A 16,236-nucleotide genomic window follows, 5' to 3' on the forward strand; every position below is an offset into this window, starting at 1 on the left:
AACACGGAAGTTAAGCTTCTCAGCGCCGATGGTAGTTGGGACGCAAGTCCCTGTGAGAGTAGGACGCTGCCGGGCAACAAAAAGACAACCTGAAAATGGTTGTCTTTTTTTGTTTATAAAGTGAAGCGTGAGTGATGCACGAGAACCGTCCCCATGCATCAATAAAAAATCGACATTAGACATACACCCAATTGTGAATGGCGACATATATTATTATTGCGGATACGAAAATTCGAAAAATTGTATACAAATTTTTGTTATCGGGCAGAATGGGTGTATGGAGGTGGAGCGATTGAGTTCAAACTTAGCACATAACCATTTGGGGGAAACATGCGTTATTTGTGAGAATCTTAAAGCGAAAGGCATACATCTATACACTTCTTTTATTTGCACAGAATGTGAAAATGATTTAATTCAAACAGACACGAGCGATCCAAAATATAAACATTATCTGAAACAGCTTAGAAAAATTACAACGCCCGAAATATTTTCATAACAAAGTCCTGATTGGGGCTTTATTTTTTTTCCCTAAAACGAGACAATAGGTTAGAATCTTAACAAGGATGTAAGGAAATGTTTAAGCAGATGAAAACACCTTTATATGATGCGTTAATAAAGCATGAATTCAGGAAACCAGTTTCCTTTCATGTTCCTGGACATAAATATGGTCTTATTTTTGATGCGAATGCACAGGAGCACTTTAAACAAATTCTAAAGCTGGATGCAACTGAGTTAACTGGACTAGATGACTTGCATTCTCCTGAAGGAGCAATTTTAGAAGCAGAAGACCTTTTAACGCAGCTTTATCAATCAAAGAAAAGCTACTTTCTTGTAAATGGCTCCACTGTAGGAAATATTTCCATGATTTTAACGGCGTGCTCGGAGGACGATACGGTCCTGGTACAAAGGAATAGCCATAAATCGGTCCTGAATGCTATACAGCTGGCCAAGGCAAGACCCATATTTCTGGAGCCGGAATATGACCAAGAATGGATGGTTCCCTCTGGAATATCAGTGGAGACTGTTAAAGAAGCCATCCGCAGGTATCCGAATGCAAAAGCCCTTATATTGACATACCCAAACTATTACGGGGTGGTCTATGATTTGCAAGGGATTATTCAGGAGGCGCACGGGCATAACATCCCAGTCCTAGTGGATGAGGCACACGGGCCCCATTTTATCCTCGGAAGACCTTTCCCAGCATCAGCTGTTCAACTTGGTGCGGATATTGTTGTGCAATCAGCGCATAAGACACTCCCGGCCATGACGATGGGGTCCTTTTTGCATTTTAATAGCTGTCTTCTTGACAATAAAAAGATCAAGGGTTACTTGGAAATGTTTCAGTCCAGCAGCCCGTCTTATCCAATCATGGCATCATTGGATTTGGCGAGAGGCTATCTAGCAGCCTATAAGCAGAGGGATTTAGAATTTTTACAAAGCGAGATCTCCTTATTTAAAAGGGATTTGGCCGATGTTTCCGCGATTAAGGTATTAGACTACCCAAATCAGCAAGGGGATTTATTAAAAATCACGCTTCAGTCACGAAGCAAATTAAGTGGCTTTGAGCTGCAGCAAAGGCTGGAGGAATACTCCATATATACAGAATTAGCAGATCCAAATAATCTCCTGTTCATTCTTCCACTACTGAAGGATGAACAAAAGTATTCCTTTAGGGAAACGGCCGCAAAAATAAATGAGGCTCTTAAAGATATTTTTTATGATTGTGACGAGGAAAAGGAAGAAATTCAATTAAGTAATAATCGAATTTCTGAGTTAGCTATTCCTTTCAAAAAGATGGGCGATTATGAGGAGTGGGAAATTTCTATTTCTGAAGCAGAGGACAAGGTTTGTGCGGAAACGATTATTCCTTATCCTCCTGGGATTCCGCTTTTGTTAAAAGGAGAGCGAATCACTGCTGAAAAGCTAAGCCGCTTACATAGGCTGATGAAAACGGGGGCAAGGTTTCAAGGTGGTTCCATATTAAGAAAAAGTATGCTGAAGGTTTTTTGGACAACTTAAGATATACAGTTTTGGAGGTTTCATAGATGACGAACGGAACGTTTATTACATTCGAGGGCCCGGATGGGGCAGGCAAATCTACAATCCTCAGTATGGTTGCTGAGCAGCTGTCAATGGCAATGGTTACAAGGGAACCTGGCGGCATTGATATTGCGGAACAAATCCGCCGCGTCATTTTGGCAAAAGAAAATACGGCCATGGACCCGCGGACGGAGGCGTTGCTCTATGCTGCCGCAAGAAGACAGCATTTAATTGAAAAAGTAAAGCCTGCCTTAGAAGAGGGAAAAGTTGTCTTGTGCGACCGCTTTGTTGACAGCTCCCTGGCTTATCAAGGTTACGCCCGGGGATTAGGAATTGAAGAGGTATGGACGATTAACCAATTTGCAATTGAGAAGATGATGCCGGATTTGACGCTTTACTTTGATATTGAGCCGGAAGCTGGGCTGGAGCGAATTAATAAGAATAAAGGCAGAGAAGTTAACCGCTTGGATTTGGAAGACCTGGAGTTTCACCAAAAGGTGAGAGAAGGCTATCATATCCTTTTAGACCGATTCCCCGGCCGGATTATCAAACTTGATGCCTCAGGAACAATTGAGGATGTTTTTCAACAAACACTCGACATAATCAAAACAAAGTTAACAGAAAAAAAGCCTTCGTGATAAGGCTTTTTTTTGCTAGCGAGGAAAACCTTCCTAATTATTGCGAATGTAAGTCCCCAAAGAAACTGTTATAATATAGGATAAGTAATGCCGGAAATTTTAAAGGAGAGGGCGGATTTACTATGAAACTTATTATTGCGGTGGTTCAAGACCAGGACAGCAATCGTTTGTCAAAGGCGTTAGTGGAAAATAATTTTAGAGCAACAAAGCTGGCGAGTACTGGCGGGTTTTTAAAATCAGGAAACACCACTTTCATAATCGGTACAGAAGATATTCGCGTTGACCGGGCTCTGCAGATTATTAAGGATAACTGCCGTGCCCGCGACCAGCTAGTGTCACCTGTTTCGCCAATGGGCGGCAATGCCGACTCATATGTTCCTTATCCAGTAGAAGTCGAGGTTGGCGGCGCAACGGTTTTCGTGCTGCCGATTGAGCAGTTTTTACATTTCTAGCTAATAAGAAAGTATAAACTTTCTTAACGCATAAGGGCAACTAAGCCTCATGAACCGCCCTAAGGGGGCTCGCCAATCGGCAAGTTTTCTTTAAAATTCCTATTCTTTAGTTAGTGAGTGATAATCTTGGTGAAAACCTGGGATCAACTGGAGGAGCTGCAGCCCGCGGTCCTCCGCATGTTAAAAAATAGCTTATTAAAAAATCGGGTGGCTCACGCTTACCTTTTTGAGGGCATGAGAGGAACGGGGAAAAAGGAAATCGCCGAACTTCTAACTAGGGCTCTTTTCTGTGAATCGTTAATTGATGGGTATAAACCTTGTGAGGCCTGCAGCAGCTGCCGGCGTATCAATAGCGGGAATCATCCAGATGTGCACATTATCGAGCCGGACGGTCAATCTATTAAGGTAGAACAAATCAGAAACCTCCAGGCGGAGTTTTCCAAAAAAGGAGTAGAATCCTTAAAAAAGGTTTATATGCTAGTTCATGCTGATAAGATGAGCGTAAGTGCTGCCAATAGCCTCCTTAAATTTCTTGAGGAACCAAATGCCGAAACGGCAGCATTATTACTAACCGAACAGCCTCAGAAAATCCTTCCGACGATTCTCTCAAGATGCCAGGCTTTGACCTTCCAACCGCTATCGCCGCAAAAAATGGTAAGTCAGTTGGTTGAAAATGGTGTAACACCGCAAAAAGCCCCACTACTTGCACAGTTGACTAATAGTCTGGATGAGGCGCTAGAATTAAATGTCGATGAATGGTTTGCACAAGCCCAAAAAATAGTGGTAAAATTATATGAGGTGTTAGAAAAAAATCCACTTGAAGCGATGGTCACGCTTCAGACCGATTGGTTCTTGCACTTTAAAGAGAAGGAACAAATTCAACGTGGGTTAGACTTATTACTTCTTATTTTTAAAGATTTATTATATATACAATTAGATAAGCAGGAGCAAATTGTTTTTCAAAATGATTTGGAACGCATGCGGCAGTTTGCTCTAAGAACATCAAGGCGGCGCTTAACGGCTCAAATGTCAGCTATTCTCGAAGCGAAGAGAAAGCTTGCTGCGAACATGAATCCTCAGCTGATGATGGAACAGCTTGTGCTTAAATTGCAGGAGGGATCTTGAATTTGTATGATGTTGTAGGAGTACGCTTTAAAAAAGCGGGGAAAATCTATTATTTTGATCCTGGAGACCTCCCAATTCAAAAAGATGACTTTGTCATTGTCGAAACCGTCCGCGGGGTGGAATATGGCAGGGCTGTGATACCCCGGAAGCGGGTTGAGGAGCATGATGTGGTCCTTCCGTTAAAAAAGGTTGTTAGAATTGCGGACCAGAAGGATCGGATGATTGTCGAGGAAAATAAGCAGGCGGCCCAGGAAGCCTATGAGGTTTGTAATGAAAAAGTAACTGAACATCAACTGGATATGAAGCTGGTGGATGTTGAATATACATTTGATCGTAATAAAATTATTTTCTATTTTACAGCGGATGGACGAGTTGATTTCCGTGAGCTTGTCAAGGATTTGGCAGCCATCTTTCGGACACGGATTGAATTGCGCCAAATTGGGGTCCGCGACGAAGCCAAGATGCTTGGCGGGATCGGCCCGTGTGGAAGAATGCTGTGCTGTTCCACTTTCTTAGGCGATTTTGACCCTGTGTCGATTAAAATGGCAAAGGATCAAAATCTATCTTTAAATCCTACCAAAATTTCAGGTTTATGCGGCCGGCTTATGTGCTGCTTAAAATATGAAAATGATGAATACGAATCTGCTAAAGAACAGCTGCCGGATTTGGGAGAAGTCATTGAAACTCCTAATGGCAGGGGAAAAGTGGTAGGTTTGAATATTTTAGAGCGGGTTCTTCAGGTGGAATTGACAGAACAAGAGCGGGTTCTGGAATATACACTAGATGAAATCATTAAAGAAGGTGCCTTTTCGATACAATCCACAGATTAATGAGGTGGAAGGCGTGGATAAAAAAGAGATATTTGAATCAGTAAGTAATATGGAAACACAAATTGGCCATCTTTACCAGCAGCTTGGGGAATTAAAGGAGCACTTAGCTGAAATACTAGAAGAAAATCATTGTTTAAAGCTTGAAAATGAGCATTTAAGACGCCGTTTAGATGTAACCACGGAAGCTGAGAAGAAGGATAGCAGCAGCAAAAAAGCAGAGGAGGCGGCACAAACACCATCTCCCAATGTAAAGCCATTTGATGTAGGAGAAGGCTATGATAATCTAGCCCGCCTTTATCAAGAGGGATTTCATATCTGCAATCTTCATTTTGGCAGTTTGCGCAAGGAAGGCGACTGTTTATTCTGTCTATCTTTCCTAAATAAGAAATAACGTTAAGAGGCTGACCTTTCATCAGCCTCTATTTTCATACTTTGATAAGGAATGAATGAACATGATTAACTTGAAGGATGATGAACGCTTAGATTATTTGCTGGCCGAGAACTTAAGAATTATTCAAAGTCCATCTGTATTTGCATTTTCACTGGATGCAGTCCTTTTGGCAAGGTTTGTTTATGTCCCCATCCAAAAGGGAAACCTTATCGACCTTTGCAGTGGCAACGGGGTTATTCCGCTGTTTTTAAGTGCCAGGACTAAAGGCAAAATTACAGGTGTGGAGATTCAGGAACGCCTTTACGATATGGCGGTCAGAAGTATTGAATATAATGGTCTTGAAAATAGGCTGGAGATGATTCTTGGGGATATTAAGGATATGCCGAAAAAATTGGGATACGGCAAATTTGATGTGGTTACCTGCAATCCTCCTTATTTTACGACACCATCAAAGGGAGAAATTAACCCAAATGAACATTTGGCGATCGCCCGTCATGAAATTCTCTGTACGCTTGAGGATGCTATAAAGGCATCCAGCGAACTTGTCAGGCAAGGTGGGAAAGTGGCATTCGTACACCGCCCGGGGCGACTATTGGATATCGTAACGTTTATGCGTCAATATAGGCTGGAGCCAAAGCGGATCCAATTTGTTTACCCAAAGATGGGGAAGGAAGCGAATACGATATTAGTCGAAGCCATTAAGGATGGAAGTCCTGATCTGAAAATTCTTCCACCGCTGATCGTTTATCAAGATAACGATGAATATACCCCAGAAATAAGAGAGATTTTATATGGAGAAAAATGAGCATTATTTTTATGTGCTGACCTGCAGGGACGGGAGCTTCTATGGGGGTTACACCAATAATCTAGAACGCAGGATTCAGCTTCACAATGATGGAAAAGGGGCCAAGTATACAAGGGGCCGCGGCCCGGTTAAACTGACGTATTATAAGGGATTTGAAAATAAGGGTGATGCCCTAAGAGCGGAATACCATTTTAAAAAGCTGACACGGAAACAAAAGTTGGATTTTTTAGTGAGAGAGATAGGTGATGATGATGTGGCAGCAAAAGAGCTTTGCGAATGAGGAGCATAAGGGAATTCTCTATTTGGTTCCAACCCCGATTGGAAATCTGGAGGATATGAGCTTTCGCGCGGTACGGATATTAAAAGAGGCAGACCTGATTGCCGCTGAGGATACAAGAAATACAAAAAAACTGTTGAATTACTTTGAAATTGACACCCCGGTGGTAAGCTACCATGAACATAACAAAGAAACGAGCGGGGAAAAGCTGATCCAAAGGTTAAATGATGGCGCCAAAATTGCCTTAGTGAGTGATGCTGGTACACCTGCCATTTCTGACCCTGGCTACGAGCTTGTCGTGCAAGCCACAGCCGAAATGCTGACGGTCGTTCCGCTGCCGGGAGCAAATGCGGGAATCACTTCGTTAATTGCCTCCGGCCTTGTCTGCCAGCCTTTCTATTTTTATGGGTTTCTGCCCCGTGGCAAAAAGGAAAAACGGGAGCAATTAGAAGGACTAAAGCGACAAACGGCTACCATCATATTTTATGAAGCCCCGCACAGGCTGAAGGAAACGTTAGCCCTCATGCTTGAAGTCCTTGGCAGCCGTAAGGTCGCCCTTTGCAGGGAGCTGACAAAAAAGTTTGAGGAATTCATCAGGGGGAATCTCGAAGAAGCCCTGCAATGGGCTAATGAAGAGGAGATCCGCGGGGAATTCTGCGTCATCGTTGAAGGAACCAGCGAATTACCGGAGCCCGAAGAGGCCGCTTGGTGGGAGCAGTTAACGATTGAAGAGCATGTCGGGCACTACATAACTGACAAAGATATGTCCTCTAAAGACGCCATTAAACAAACGGCGAAGGACAGGGGATTACATAAACGGGACGTTTACCAGGCATATCATATTGAACCATAAAAAGAGGCTGACAAAAATGTCAGCCTCTTGGTCTATTTATAAAAGAAGAGATTACCTCTGGCAAGGAATTCTTCTTATTTTACTACTTCAAAGTTGCTTTGGATTTCCTTGATTAACTGCTCTGCACCTTCGCGGCTTAGGATTAACTTTCCGCCTGCAAGAGCAAGATTATCATCAGAAACCTCACCAGTGATTTGGCAAGTCATATTTGGCTTGTATTTCTTTAAAATAATGCGGTCATCATCAACATAGATTTCAAGAGCATCCTTTTCAGCAATTCCAAGTGTACGTCTTAATTCGATCGGAATAACCACGCGGCCTAATTCATCAACCTTACGAACGATACCAGTAGATTTCATTTTTTGTAATCTCCTCTCACTATTAAACAATTATTTTTTTCTTTTATAATTCGTCATTATTCGACAAAAATTTCATATATTCATAATACCAGCGTTTCCCAAATTCGTCAATTATTTAATTTTGAAAAATAATAAGGAATTTTTACCCATTCGCAAAAGGCTGATTTAATAAGGGATTTTTGAATTTCTATTCAATAATTACTATCATTAACATTATAGATAACTAATATTAGTCATTGGACATAAATTCGACAATTCGACAAAATTCTACAAAATCCTATCTTATTTCAAAAATAAGTTTCGTAGTTTGTGGGGATTTTATGGGTGTGTTTTGGAAAAAATTTTTAAAAAATGGAATTCATCGAAATGCCGTTTCTTGCACAAAAACGTAATTTTCGGTATATTTTGATGTTAGAGACCAATAAAAAAGGGCAATAATGTTTAGATGGGGATTAATTGTCTATTACTAGAGGAGTGATACAAATGGCAGGAAAATCTTTTTATATTACGACACCGATTTATTATCCAAGCGGTAATTTACATATTGGACATGCCTATACGACGGTTGCAGGGGATGCAATGGCCCGTTATAAGCGCTTGCGCGGGTTTGATGTAAGATATCTAACAGGTACTGATGAGCACGGACAAAAAATTCAGCGCAAAGCGCAAGAATTAGGTGTGACCCCGCAGGCCTATGTCGATGAAATTGTTGGCGGAATTAAAGAGCTTTGGCAAAAGCTTGATATTTCCTATGATGATTTTATCCGAACAACAGAGGATCGGCATAAACAGGTTGTCGAAAAAATCTTTGCCAGACTGCTTGAGCAGGGCGATATTTATTTAGATCAATATGAAGGCTGGTACTGCACGCCTTGTGAATCCTTTTTTACTGACCGCCAGCTTGTTGACGGGAACTGCCCGGATTGCGGCCGCCCGGTCGAAAAAGTAAAGGAAGAATCGTACTTTTTCAGAATGAGCAAGTATGTGGACAGACTTCTGCAATATTATGAGGAGAATCCTGAATTTATCCAGCCGGAATCCCGCAAGAATGAAATGATCAACAACTTCATTAAGCCGGGACTTGAGGATTTGGCCGTATCTCGGACAACCTTTGACTGGGGCATCAAGGTGCCGGGCAATCCAAAGCATGTCATCTATGTTTGGATTGATGCGCTTTCCAATTATATTACCGCACTTGGGTATGGTACAGAAAACGACGCTAACTACTTAAAATACTGGCCGGCAGATGTACATTTAGTCGGTAAAGAAATTGTCCGTTTCCACACTATTTATTGGCCAATTATGCTGATGGCACTCGACCTTCCGCTGCCAAAGAAGGTATTTGCCCATGGCTGGCTGTTAATGAAGGATGGAAAAATGTCGAAGTCAAAGGGAAATGTTGTCGATCCAGTGACATTGATTGACCGCTATGGCCTTGATGCGCTTCGCTACTATCTGTTACGTGAGGTTCCTTTTGGAGCAGATGGTGTTTTCACTCCGGAAGGGTTTATCGAAAGAATCAACTTTGATTTGGCGAACGACCTTGGAAACCTCCTGAACAGGACCGTGGCGATGATTGAAAAATACTTTAATGGGGTTATTCCTGACTATGCTGGTTCTGTTGGTGAATTCGATGAGTCCTTGCTCCAAACAAATCGGGAAACCATTACAAAGTATGAAGAGGCGATGGAAAAAATGGAATTTTCTGTCGCATTAAGCTCTGTTTGGCAGCTAGTCAGCAGAACAAATAAATATATTGATGAAACACAGCCATGGGCGTTAGCGAAGGATGAGGCAAAGAAAAACGAGCTTGCGAGCGTAATGGTTCATTTAGCAGAATCGCTGCGCCGGATTGGCATTCTTCTTCAGCCGTTTTTAACCCGGACACCGAATGGCGTCTTTAAACAGTTAGGAATGAACGATGAAGGATTAAAAACATGGGAAAGCCTTGAAGCATTCGGCAATATTCCAAGTGGGACAAAGGTTGAAAAAGACGCACCATTGTTCCCAAGACTAGAAATCGCTGAGGAAGTTGAATTTATCAAGACTAAGATGCAAGGCGGAACGGCTCCATCACCTGTAGCAGAAGAAAAGAAAGAGGAGAAGCCTGAAGAACTTGCAGAAATTGCCATTGATGATTTCATGAAAATTGACCTGCGTGTAGCGGAGGTTATCCAGGCAGAACCTATTAAGAAGGCTGATAAATTATTAAAGCTTCAGTTGGATTTAGGCTATGAAAAACGCCAGGTTGTATCAGGAATTGCCCAGTACTACAAACCAGAAGAATTGGTAGGACGTAAGGTAATCTGCATCACAAACCTAAAACCGGTTAAGCTGCGTGGTGAATTATCACAAGGTATGATCCTGGCTGGCTCCAAAGATGGGCAGCTGTCTCTGGCAACAGTGGACCAAACACTGCCGAATGGCTCAAAGGTAAAATAAAAATAAATGGGGAAATGTTCCACGTGAAACAAATTTCGTGGAAATTTCCCTTTTTTCGTGTTTAAGCTGAAAAGGAGTAAAATATTGGAGAAAAAGGAAAGAAGGGGATTTTATGTTATTCGACACACACGCCCATTTAAACGCCGAACAGTTTAACGAGGACCTTGAAGAGGTAATTTCAAGGGCCCAGGAAGCAGGAGTAACAAATATGGTGGTTGTTGGTTTTGACCAGCCGACCATTACCAGAGCGATGGAATTGGCCGAAAGCTATGAGTTTATTTATGCCTGTGTCGGCTGGCATCCGGTAGATGCGATCGATATGACGGAAGAGGATTTAAAATGGATTGAAGAGTTGGCGGCCCATCCAAAAGTTGTCGCAATTGGAGAAATGGGATTAGATTATCATTGGGACAAGTCGCCAAAGGACATTCAAAAGGACGTGTTCAGAAGGCAAATCCGGCTGGCTAAAAAAGTAAAGCTGCCGATTGTCATCCACAACCGTGAAGCAACTCAAGATATTGTTGAGATATTAAAGGAGGAAGGCGCGGCAGAGGTAGGCGGGATTATGCATTGCTTTAGCGGCAGCGCGGAGACTGCAAAGGAATGTGTGAACATGAACTTTTATATTTCGCTGGGCGGACCTGTTACCTTTAAAAATGCCAAAAAACCGAAAGAGGTAGCCGCTGAAATTCCACTTGATAAGTTGTTAATTGAAACAGACTGCCCGTATTTGGCACCGCATCCATTTCGCGGGAAACGCAATGAACCGAGTTATGTGAAACTGGTAGCCGAGCAAATTGCCGAAATTAAGGGATTAACGTACGAAGAGGTAGCTGAGGCAACGACACAAAATGCTAAAAAATGTTTCGCCATAAACTGATAAGGGAAATTGTCGAAACAGTAAGAAGCTTGTCCAAATTTTTTCCGATAACTAAAAGTTCTACACGTCTCCTTTTCAACATAGGATAACCGTGTCGATAAGTTTTCCTTTGCAAAATTTCCAGTTATGTGCATAATTAGGAATATGTTCTCAGGGTATGCAAGGGTTGACAGCCGGCGGCATGGTTTCACTATATCTCCATAAGAAAAGGAGGCGTTTTTCATCGTATTCAAAAACATGAAAAGCCTGTTTTTCCGGTCTTGGAGTGCGAGGAATTTGACCATTGCTTTTGCTAGTTTCGTAGTTTTGCTAACAACTCTTGGAATTCTTTTTTATGAAGGATCAAAGAAAACGGTGGCAATTACTCTTAATGGCGAACAAAAGGTCATCAAAACGCATGCAGATACCATTAAGGAATTATTGGATGAACTGGATGTTTCAATGCGCTCCCAAGACTACTTGTATCCAAAGGCGAGTACGAAGGTAAATGAAAACCTACATATCGTCTGGCTGCAAGCGAAACAGGTTACCATTGTCAAGAACAACGAGAAGAAAACGATTTGGACTACAGCCGAGACTGTAGCGGAGGCTTTGAAAGAACAACATATTGTTTTAAACGAGCATGATAAAGTTTCACCCGGACCGCAAACGGCAATCAAAAATAAGATGAAAATCGGCGTCACTGAGGCCTATCATCTGACTTTCATTGACGGCGGAAAAGAGCAAGCAGTCTGGTCCACTTCGACTACGGTCGCTGACTTTTTAATGCAGCAGGGCACTAAACTAAATGATTTAGACCGAGTTGAACCGCCATTAACAGAAACCATAGCAGAGAATGGTGTTGTTAACGTCATTCGTGTAGAAAAAGTCACCGATGTAGTGGAAGAACCTGTTGAATTTGCCGTGGTTACTAAGAGGGATGACAGCCTTGAGAAAGGGAAAGAACAGACCATCTCTCAAGGTAAAAAAGGGCTCGTTTCGAAACAATATGAAGTCCTAATCGAAAATGGTAAAGAGGTATCAAGGAAGTTAATCAATGAGCAGATGGTTACAGCAAAACAGGATAGGGTTGTCGCTGTTGGCACGAAGGATTTAGCCCTTCAAGTATCCCGCGGTGAGGCACCTGCAGGAAAAGAGCTTTATGTGTCGTCCACAGCGTATACAGCCTATTGTAATGGCTGTTCAGGAAGGACTGCAACTGGTTTTAATTTGCGCTCTAATCCGGACGCTAAAATAATTGCCGTTGATCCAAATATCATTCCGCTTGGCACGAAGGTTTATGTCGAAGGCTATGGCTATGCGGTTGCTGCCGATACTGGCGGGGCCATAAAAGGGTATATAATTGACGTATTTATGCCCACAAAAGCTGATGCATATCGATGGGGACGTAAAAAAGTAAAAATTACGATAATGCAGTAATTCATTTTGCGGCAGGGGGAAACCCCTGCTTTTTTACTTTTTCTTAAAATTTCTTTATACTTAACAACGAACTCCTAAGCAAATGATTACTAAAGTTTATGAATGGTTTCGCTAATATAGACGATGGACATTACAAAAATGTTTCAACTTTTTTTCAATTTTATTTTTTTTTGGAGGAAAAATGAAAATTAAAGAATTTATCGTGGTGGAAGGCAGGGATGACACAACTGCCATCAATCGGGCAGTCGAAGCGGATACGATTGAAACGAACGGTTCCGCAGTTAATCAAACCACGATTGAAAAAATAAAACGTGCCCAGGAAACAAGGGGAGTCATTATTTTTACGGACCCCGATTACCCTGGTGAAAAAATAAGAAAAACGATTGCTGGGCAAGTTCCGGGCTGTAAACACGCCTTCCTGGCAAAAGAGGATGCCCTTGCAAAAAGAGATAAAGGAATCGGAGTTGAGCATGCCTCACCGGAAGCAATCAGGGCAGCTTTAAAAGAAGCACAAGTCATGCATGAAGATATTTTAGAGGAAATCAGCCAGGATGATTTAATCACTGCCGGCCTGATCGGCGGGGAAGGCGCCAAGGAACGCAGAATCCAATTAGGGAAGCTATTAAAAATCGGCTATACGAACGGTAAGCAGCTGCATAAGCGCCTCATGATGTTTCAAATCAGCAAACAGGAATTTGCCGAGGCACTAAGCAAGGTACGTCAGGAGGAGAGTAATGGATAAAGATATCGCTACCCCTGTGAGAACAAGGGCTATTTTAGAAAAATACGGCTTTTCCTTTAAGAAAAGCCTAGGGCAAAATTTCTTAATCGATACAAATATATTAAAAAAAATTGTCAGCTTTGCGGAGCTTACCGACGAATCAGGGGCCATTGAAATTGGCCCAGGAATCGGAGCCTTAACGGAACAGCTGGCCCGTTCGAGCAAAAAGACCGTTGCTTTTGAAATTGATCAAAGGCTTTTGCCAATTTTAGAAGATACGTTGTCACCATATCCGAATGTAAAAGTCATCCATAATGATGTGTTAAAGGCTGATGTCGGTGAGGTTATTGCTGCTGAATTTGCTGGCATTTCCGATTTGATGGTGGTTGCTAACCTGCCTTATTATGTAACGACGCCGATTATTATGAAGCTGCTTGAAGAGCATTTGCCGATTCGCGGCATCGTTTGTATGCTCCAAAAGGAAGTAGCGGACAGGATCTCTGCCAAGCCTGGAACGAAGGACTACGGCTCTCTATCCATCGCTGTTCAGTATTATACTGAAGTGGAGACCGTCATGATTGTGCCAAAAACGGTTTTTGTCCCGCAGCCAAACGTCGATTCTGCGGTCATCAGGCTGACACGGAGGGAAAACCGTGCTGTCCAGGTAAAGGATGAGAACTTCTTTTTCCAGGTGACAAAGGCGAGCTTTGCCCAAAGAAGAAAGACATTATTAAACAACCTAACAAGTGGTCTGCCGGATGGCAAACAAAAGAAAGAGGAAATCCTTGCGGCCTTGGCAGCCAGCGGCATTGAACCGTCAAGAAGAGGGGAAACACTGTCCCTCGAAGAGTTTGGCCGCCTAAGCGACGAACTATATGCATACTTCCAATAGACCTTTTAAAAAGGTCTATTTTTTTTCACAAGGACAACTATCCATGCATAGCCTATCAAAGAACCTTATTTGAAGGCCTTACCTGCGGTCTTATTGGAGTGACGACAGTGGATATAAAAATAAATGATATTGTCGGCAGACGTTCATATAATTGCGATATTCTCTTTCGAGTTATCGATATACAAAAAATTAGTGGCCAGACAGTGGTGATCCTCTATGGCGAGGATTTTCGCCTAGTGGCAGATGCCCCATATCAAGATTTGATGGTAATCAATCCAAATGAGCGGCTAAAGCTCACGAAGGAGTACCGGACGCTCGAGGAGCAATCCTTAAGGCTTTTTACACAGGATGTCGATTTATTGAGGGAGAGGCAGGAATACGAAGCCACCAGCGGCTATGTAAAGCCGAGCAGCTATTTTCAAATCCCCGGAAAAGTCCTTCACCTAGATGGCGACCCTGCCTATTTAAAAAAATGCATGGCCTTATATGAAAAAATCGGTGTTCCTGTTTTAGGGATTCATTGCAATGAAAAAGAGATGCCTGCGAAAATTGGCGGCTACATGGACTATTATCGTCCCGATATTCTCGTTATCACCGGACATGATGCTTATTCAAAAGCAAAAGGGAAGATGACCGATATCAATGCGTACCGCCATTCTAAACACTTTGTGGAAACGGTTAGGGAAGCGCGAAGGAAAGTGCCCCATTTGGACCAGCTTGTCATCTTTGCGGGCGCATGCCAATCTCATTTTGAATCGCTTATTCATGCCGGCGCAAACTTTGCCAGCTCCCCATCTAGGATCAACATTCACGCTCTTGACCCGGTCTATATCGTCGCCAAAATCAGTTTTACCCCTTTTATGGAAAGAATCAACGTTTGGGATGTGCTGAGAAATACACTTACAGGCGAAAAAGGACTGGGAGGAATAGAAACAAAGGGAGTACTCAGAACCGGAATGCCCTATCACCCCGTTCAAGAGGAGGAATAATCCTATTAGAGAGGCGAAAAGCTAGTCATCAATATTAAACTACTTTCGCTATGCTCTAATGGGTTTATTTTTTCCCTTGATACATATTCCCAAACATTTCAGGTAACGCTAGAAATGTTGAAATTTAGCAAAAAAAACAGAACAAAAAATATTGACAATCTTTTTGTCGGACTGATATAATTTATATTTTTGTTTGACATAAGTATGTCAGCGTGATATACTTTACATAGTGAGGTGGACCGAATGACTAAAACCTTAGCGGATATTAAAAAGTCCCTGGACTCCAATTTAGGGAAAAGGTTGTTACTAAAGGCCAACGGGGGACGTCGAAAAACAATTGAACGTTCCGGTGTCCTAGCAGAGACATACCCATCTGTTTTTGTCATCGAACTGGATCAGGATGAGAATGCATTCGAACGAGTTTCCTACAGCTATGCGGATGTTTTAACCGAAACCGTTCAAATTACCTTCTATGAAGAGGCAGCAGGAAATGCAGCTTTAAGCTAGAATATAATCAACGCATGGCGGTAAACCAAAGGTTTACTGCTTTTTGCTGTTCAAAAAGAACTAAAAATCTCCTTTGCTGATTCTTCTATCTGTTGATTGGAGCGAAATCAACAGACCTATATTAAAAAATTATTTAATATCCCAAATTATCTCATACTAATAATGCTGCGACAGGAAAGGGGTTGTTTAGATGGGCAGAAGAAGAGGAATGATGTCCGAACGCTTTAAAGAAGAATTAGCAAAAGAACTTGGATTTTACGATGTTGTCCAAAAAGAGGGCTGGGGCGGCATCCGGGCAAAAGATGCAGGGAACATGGTAAAGCGGGCCATCGAGCTTGCCCAGCAGCAATTAACCAACAGGAACTCGCATAAATCTTAATTCCGACAAGAACTTCCGCTATTTATTTAAACACTTAAACGCGCAGCAAAGCCGGAGGATCTCCTCCGGCTTTTTTCTTGGCTAAAAATATCACTTTTTTCTTAGCAAAACTATGATAAAATATAAAATTTGATAGGATTCACGTCTTACAATTGTCGTTTTGTGGTAAAATAGGACAATATATGGACTCGGAAAGCAGGAATGCAGGCAAAAGGAGCCTGTCTCTTAGGATATTTG

At 42.2% G+C, this 16,236-nt stretch carries 20 protein-coding genes; 18 read left to right on the top strand and 2 right to left on the bottom strand.

The genetic code is table 11. The annotated features are described in order from the left end of the window. Window positions 1-183: hypothetical protein (locus tag ACFPA1_RS28750; protein WP_378588540.1), on the bottom strand; the 183-nt coding region annotated here is incomplete at its 3' end. Between the two features lie 94 nt (window positions 184-277). On the opposite strand from ACFPA1_RS28750, the gene ACFPA1_RS28755 reads away from it, so the two are divergent. From ACFPA1_RS28755 to rsmI, 10 genes are all read left to right on the top strand, one after another. Further along, window positions 278-496 carry a sigma factor G inhibitor Gin gene (locus ACFPA1_RS28755; RefSeq protein ID WP_378588543.1) on the top strand — a complete coding sequence of 73 codons (219 nt, stop codon included), beginning with the start codon at window positions 278-280 and terminating at the stop codon, window positions 494-496. 77 nt (window positions 497-573) lie between these two features. Further along, complete coding sequence (locus ACFPA1_RS28760) at window positions 574-2,019, top strand: aminotransferase class I/II-fold pyridoxal phosphate-dependent enzyme (RefSeq protein ID WP_378588546.1); 1,446 nt, start codon at window positions 574-576, stop codon at window positions 2,017-2,019. 26 nt (window positions 2,020-2,045) lie between these two features. Continuing rightward, window positions 2,046-2,678: a dTMP kinase gene (gene tmk, locus ACFPA1_RS28765; RefSeq protein WP_378588549.1), complete on the top strand. Its 633-nt coding sequence runs from the start codon at window positions 2,046-2,048 to the stop codon at window positions 2,676-2,678. 122 nt (window positions 2,679-2,800) lie between these two features. After that, window positions 2,801-3,130 carry a cyclic-di-AMP receptor gene (locus ACFPA1_RS28770; RefSeq protein WP_213121161.1) on the top strand — a complete coding sequence of 110 codons (330 nt, stop codon included), beginning with the start codon at window positions 2,801-2,803 and terminating at the stop codon, window positions 3,128-3,130. A 126-nt stretch (window positions 3,131-3,256) separates the two neighbouring features. Next, window positions 3,257-4,255: a DNA polymerase III subunit delta' gene (gene holB / locus ACFPA1_RS28775; protein WP_213148339.1), complete on the top strand. Its 999-nt coding sequence runs from the start codon at window positions 3,257-3,259 to the stop codon at window positions 4,253-4,255. A 2-nt stretch (window positions 4,256-4,257) separates the two neighbouring features. Next, window positions 4,258-5,085, top strand: a complete 828-nt coding sequence (locus ACFPA1_RS28780; protein ID WP_213121159.1) for a PSP1 domain-containing protein — start codon at window positions 4,258-4,260, stop codon at window positions 5,083-5,085. A 13-nt stretch (window positions 5,086-5,098) separates the two neighbouring features. Next, window positions 5,099-5,476, top strand: coding sequence for a DNA replication initiation control protein YabA (gene yabA / locus ACFPA1_RS28785; RefSeq protein ID WP_213121158.1), 378 nt, complete (start codon window positions 5,099-5,101; stop codon window positions 5,474-5,476). A gap of 61 nt (window positions 5,477-5,537) precedes the next feature. Further along, window positions 5,538-6,281, top strand: a complete 744-nt coding sequence (locus ACFPA1_RS28790; protein ID WP_378588554.1) for a tRNA1(Val) (adenine(37)-N6)-methyltransferase — start codon at window positions 5,538-5,540, stop codon at window positions 6,279-6,281. Beyond that, on the top strand, window positions 6,268-6,561 hold the full coding sequence (locus ACFPA1_RS28795; protein ID WP_213148337.1) for a GIY-YIG nuclease family protein: 294 nt from the start codon (window positions 6,268-6,270) through the stop codon (window positions 6,559-6,561). The genes ACFPA1_RS28790 and ACFPA1_RS28795 overlap by 14 nt, the downstream gene beginning before the upstream one ends. Then, window positions 6,533-7,411 (top strand): 16S rRNA (cytidine(1402)-2'-O)-methyltransferase, encoded by an 879-nt coding sequence (gene rsmI / locus ACFPA1_RS28800; RefSeq protein WP_213148346.1) that lies wholly within the window; start codon window positions 6,533-6,535, stop codon window positions 7,409-7,411. The genes ACFPA1_RS28795 and rsmI overlap by 29 nt, the downstream gene beginning before the upstream one ends. Before the next feature lie 74 nt (window positions 7,412-7,485). Here rsmI and ACFPA1_RS28805 read toward each other — a convergent pair whose 3' ends face one another. After that, entirely contained in the window at window positions 7,486-7,770 is a 285-nt protein-coding gene (locus ACFPA1_RS28805; protein ID WP_213148336.1) for an AbrB/MazE/SpoVT family DNA-binding domain-containing protein, read from the bottom strand. 483 nt (window positions 7,771-8,253) lie between these two features. On the opposite strand from ACFPA1_RS28805, the gene metG reads away from it, so the two are divergent. The 8 genes from metG to ACFPA1_RS28845 all read left to right on the top strand — a co-directional run bounded on the left by metG (window position 8,254) and on the right by ACFPA1_RS28845 (window position 15,999). Next, window positions 8,254-10,212, top strand: coding sequence for a methionine--tRNA ligase (gene metG, locus ACFPA1_RS28810; RefSeq protein WP_213148335.1), 1,959 nt, complete (start codon window positions 8,254-8,256; stop codon window positions 10,210-10,212). Between the two features lie 112 nt (window positions 10,213-10,324). After that, window positions 10,325-11,092, top strand: a complete 768-nt coding sequence (locus ACFPA1_RS28815) for a TatD family hydrolase (RefSeq protein WP_378588558.1) — start codon at window positions 10,325-10,327, stop codon at window positions 11,090-11,092. 237 nt (window positions 11,093-11,329) lie between these two features. Then, complete coding sequence (locus ACFPA1_RS28820) at window positions 11,330-12,511, top strand: ubiquitin-like domain-containing protein (RefSeq protein WP_378588561.1); 1,182 nt, start codon at window positions 11,330-11,332, stop codon at window positions 12,509-12,511. Between the two features lie 181 nt (window positions 12,512-12,692). After that, entirely contained in the window at window positions 12,693-13,253 is a 561-nt protein-coding gene (rnmV, locus tag ACFPA1_RS28825; protein WP_213148333.1) for a ribonuclease M5, read from the top strand. After that, on the top strand, window positions 13,246-14,124 hold the full coding sequence (rsmA, locus tag ACFPA1_RS28830) for a 16S rRNA (adenine(1518)-N(6)/adenine(1519)-N(6))-dimethyltransferase RsmA (protein WP_378588565.1): 879 nt from the start codon (window positions 13,246-13,248) through the stop codon (window positions 14,122-14,124). Before rnmV ends, rsmA begins: the two co-directional genes overlap by 8 nt. 98 nt (window positions 14,125-14,222) lie before the next feature. Next, window positions 14,223-15,113 carry a sporulation peptidase YabG gene (gene yabG, locus ACFPA1_RS28835; RefSeq protein WP_378588568.1) on the top strand — a complete coding sequence of 297 codons (891 nt, stop codon included), beginning with the start codon at window positions 14,223-14,225 and terminating at the stop codon, window positions 15,111-15,113. Between the two features lie 243 nt (window positions 15,114-15,356). Then, window positions 15,357-15,620, top strand: a complete 264-nt coding sequence (gene veg / locus ACFPA1_RS28840) for a biofilm formation stimulator Veg (RefSeq protein WP_213121148.1) — start codon at window positions 15,357-15,359, stop codon at window positions 15,618-15,620. A gap of 190 nt (window positions 15,621-15,810) precedes the next feature. Next, window positions 15,811-15,999 (top strand): small, acid-soluble spore protein, alpha/beta type, encoded by a 189-nt coding sequence (locus tag ACFPA1_RS28845; protein WP_213148330.1) that lies wholly within the window; start codon window positions 15,811-15,813, stop codon window positions 15,997-15,999. Window positions 16,000-16,236 lie beyond the last annotated feature (237 nt).

Origin of the sequence: Neobacillus sp. GCM10023253 (assembly GCF_042653105.1) — a bacterium.
Taxonomy (GTDB): domain Bacteria; phylum Bacillota; class Bacilli; order Bacillales; family Cytobacillaceae; genus Neobacillus; species Neobacillus citreus.

Excerpts from the sequence above, each read along its gene's own strand:
- tmk (WP_378588549.1), top strand. The coding sequence starts at position 2,046 with ATGACGAACGGAACGTTTATTACATTCGAGGGCCCGGATGGGGCAGGC.
- rnmV (WP_213148333.1), top strand. The coding sequence starts at position 12,693 with ATGAAAATTAAAGAATTTATCGTGGTGGAAGGCAGGGATGACACAACT.
- rsmA (WP_378588565.1), top strand. The coding sequence starts at position 13,246 with ATGGATAAAGATATCGCTACCCCTGTGAGAACAAGGGCTATTTTAGAA.
- ACFPA1_RS28845 (WP_213148330.1), top strand. The coding sequence starts at position 15,811 with ATGGGCAGAAGAAGAGGAATGATGTCCGAACGCTTTAAAGAAGAATTA.
- ACFPA1_RS28815 (WP_378588558.1), top strand. The coding sequence starts at position 10,325 with ATGTTATTCGACACACACGCCCATTTAAACGCCGAACAGTTTAACGAG.
- ACFPA1_RS28795 (WP_213148337.1), top strand. The coding sequence starts at position 6,268 with ATGGAGAAAAATGAGCATTATTTTTATGTGCTGACCTGCAGGGACGGG.
- ACFPA1_RS28760 (WP_378588546.1), top strand. The coding sequence starts at position 574 with ATGTTTAAGCAGATGAAAACACCTTTATATGATGCGTTAATAAAGCAT.
- ACFPA1_RS28820 (WP_378588561.1), top strand. The coding sequence starts at position 11,330 with ATGAAAAGCCTGTTTTTCCGGTCTTGGAGTGCGAGGAATTTGACCATT.
- ACFPA1_RS28770 (WP_213121161.1), top strand. The coding sequence starts at position 2,801 with ATGAAACTTATTATTGCGGTGGTTCAAGACCAGGACAGCAATCGTTTG.
- ACFPA1_RS28755 (WP_378588543.1), top strand. The coding sequence starts at position 278 with ATGGAGGTGGAGCGATTGAGTTCAAACTTAGCACATAACCATTTGGGG.
- rsmI (WP_213148346.1), top strand. The coding sequence starts at position 6,533 with ATGTGGCAGCAAAAGAGCTTTGCGAATGAGGAGCATAAGGGAATTCTC.
- metG (WP_213148335.1), top strand. The coding sequence starts at position 8,254 with ATGGCAGGAAAATCTTTTTATATTACGACACCGATTTATTATCCAAGC.
- ACFPA1_RS28790 (WP_378588554.1), top strand. The coding sequence starts at position 5,538 with ATGATTAACTTGAAGGATGATGAACGCTTAGATTATTTGCTGGCCGAG.
- ACFPA1_RS28805 (WP_213148336.1), bottom strand. The coding sequence starts at position 7,770 with ATGAAATCTACTGGTATCGTTCGTAAGGTTGATGAATTAGGCCGCGTG.
- veg (WP_213121148.1), top strand. The coding sequence starts at position 15,357 with ATGACTAAAACCTTAGCGGATATTAAAAAGTCCCTGGACTCCAATTTA.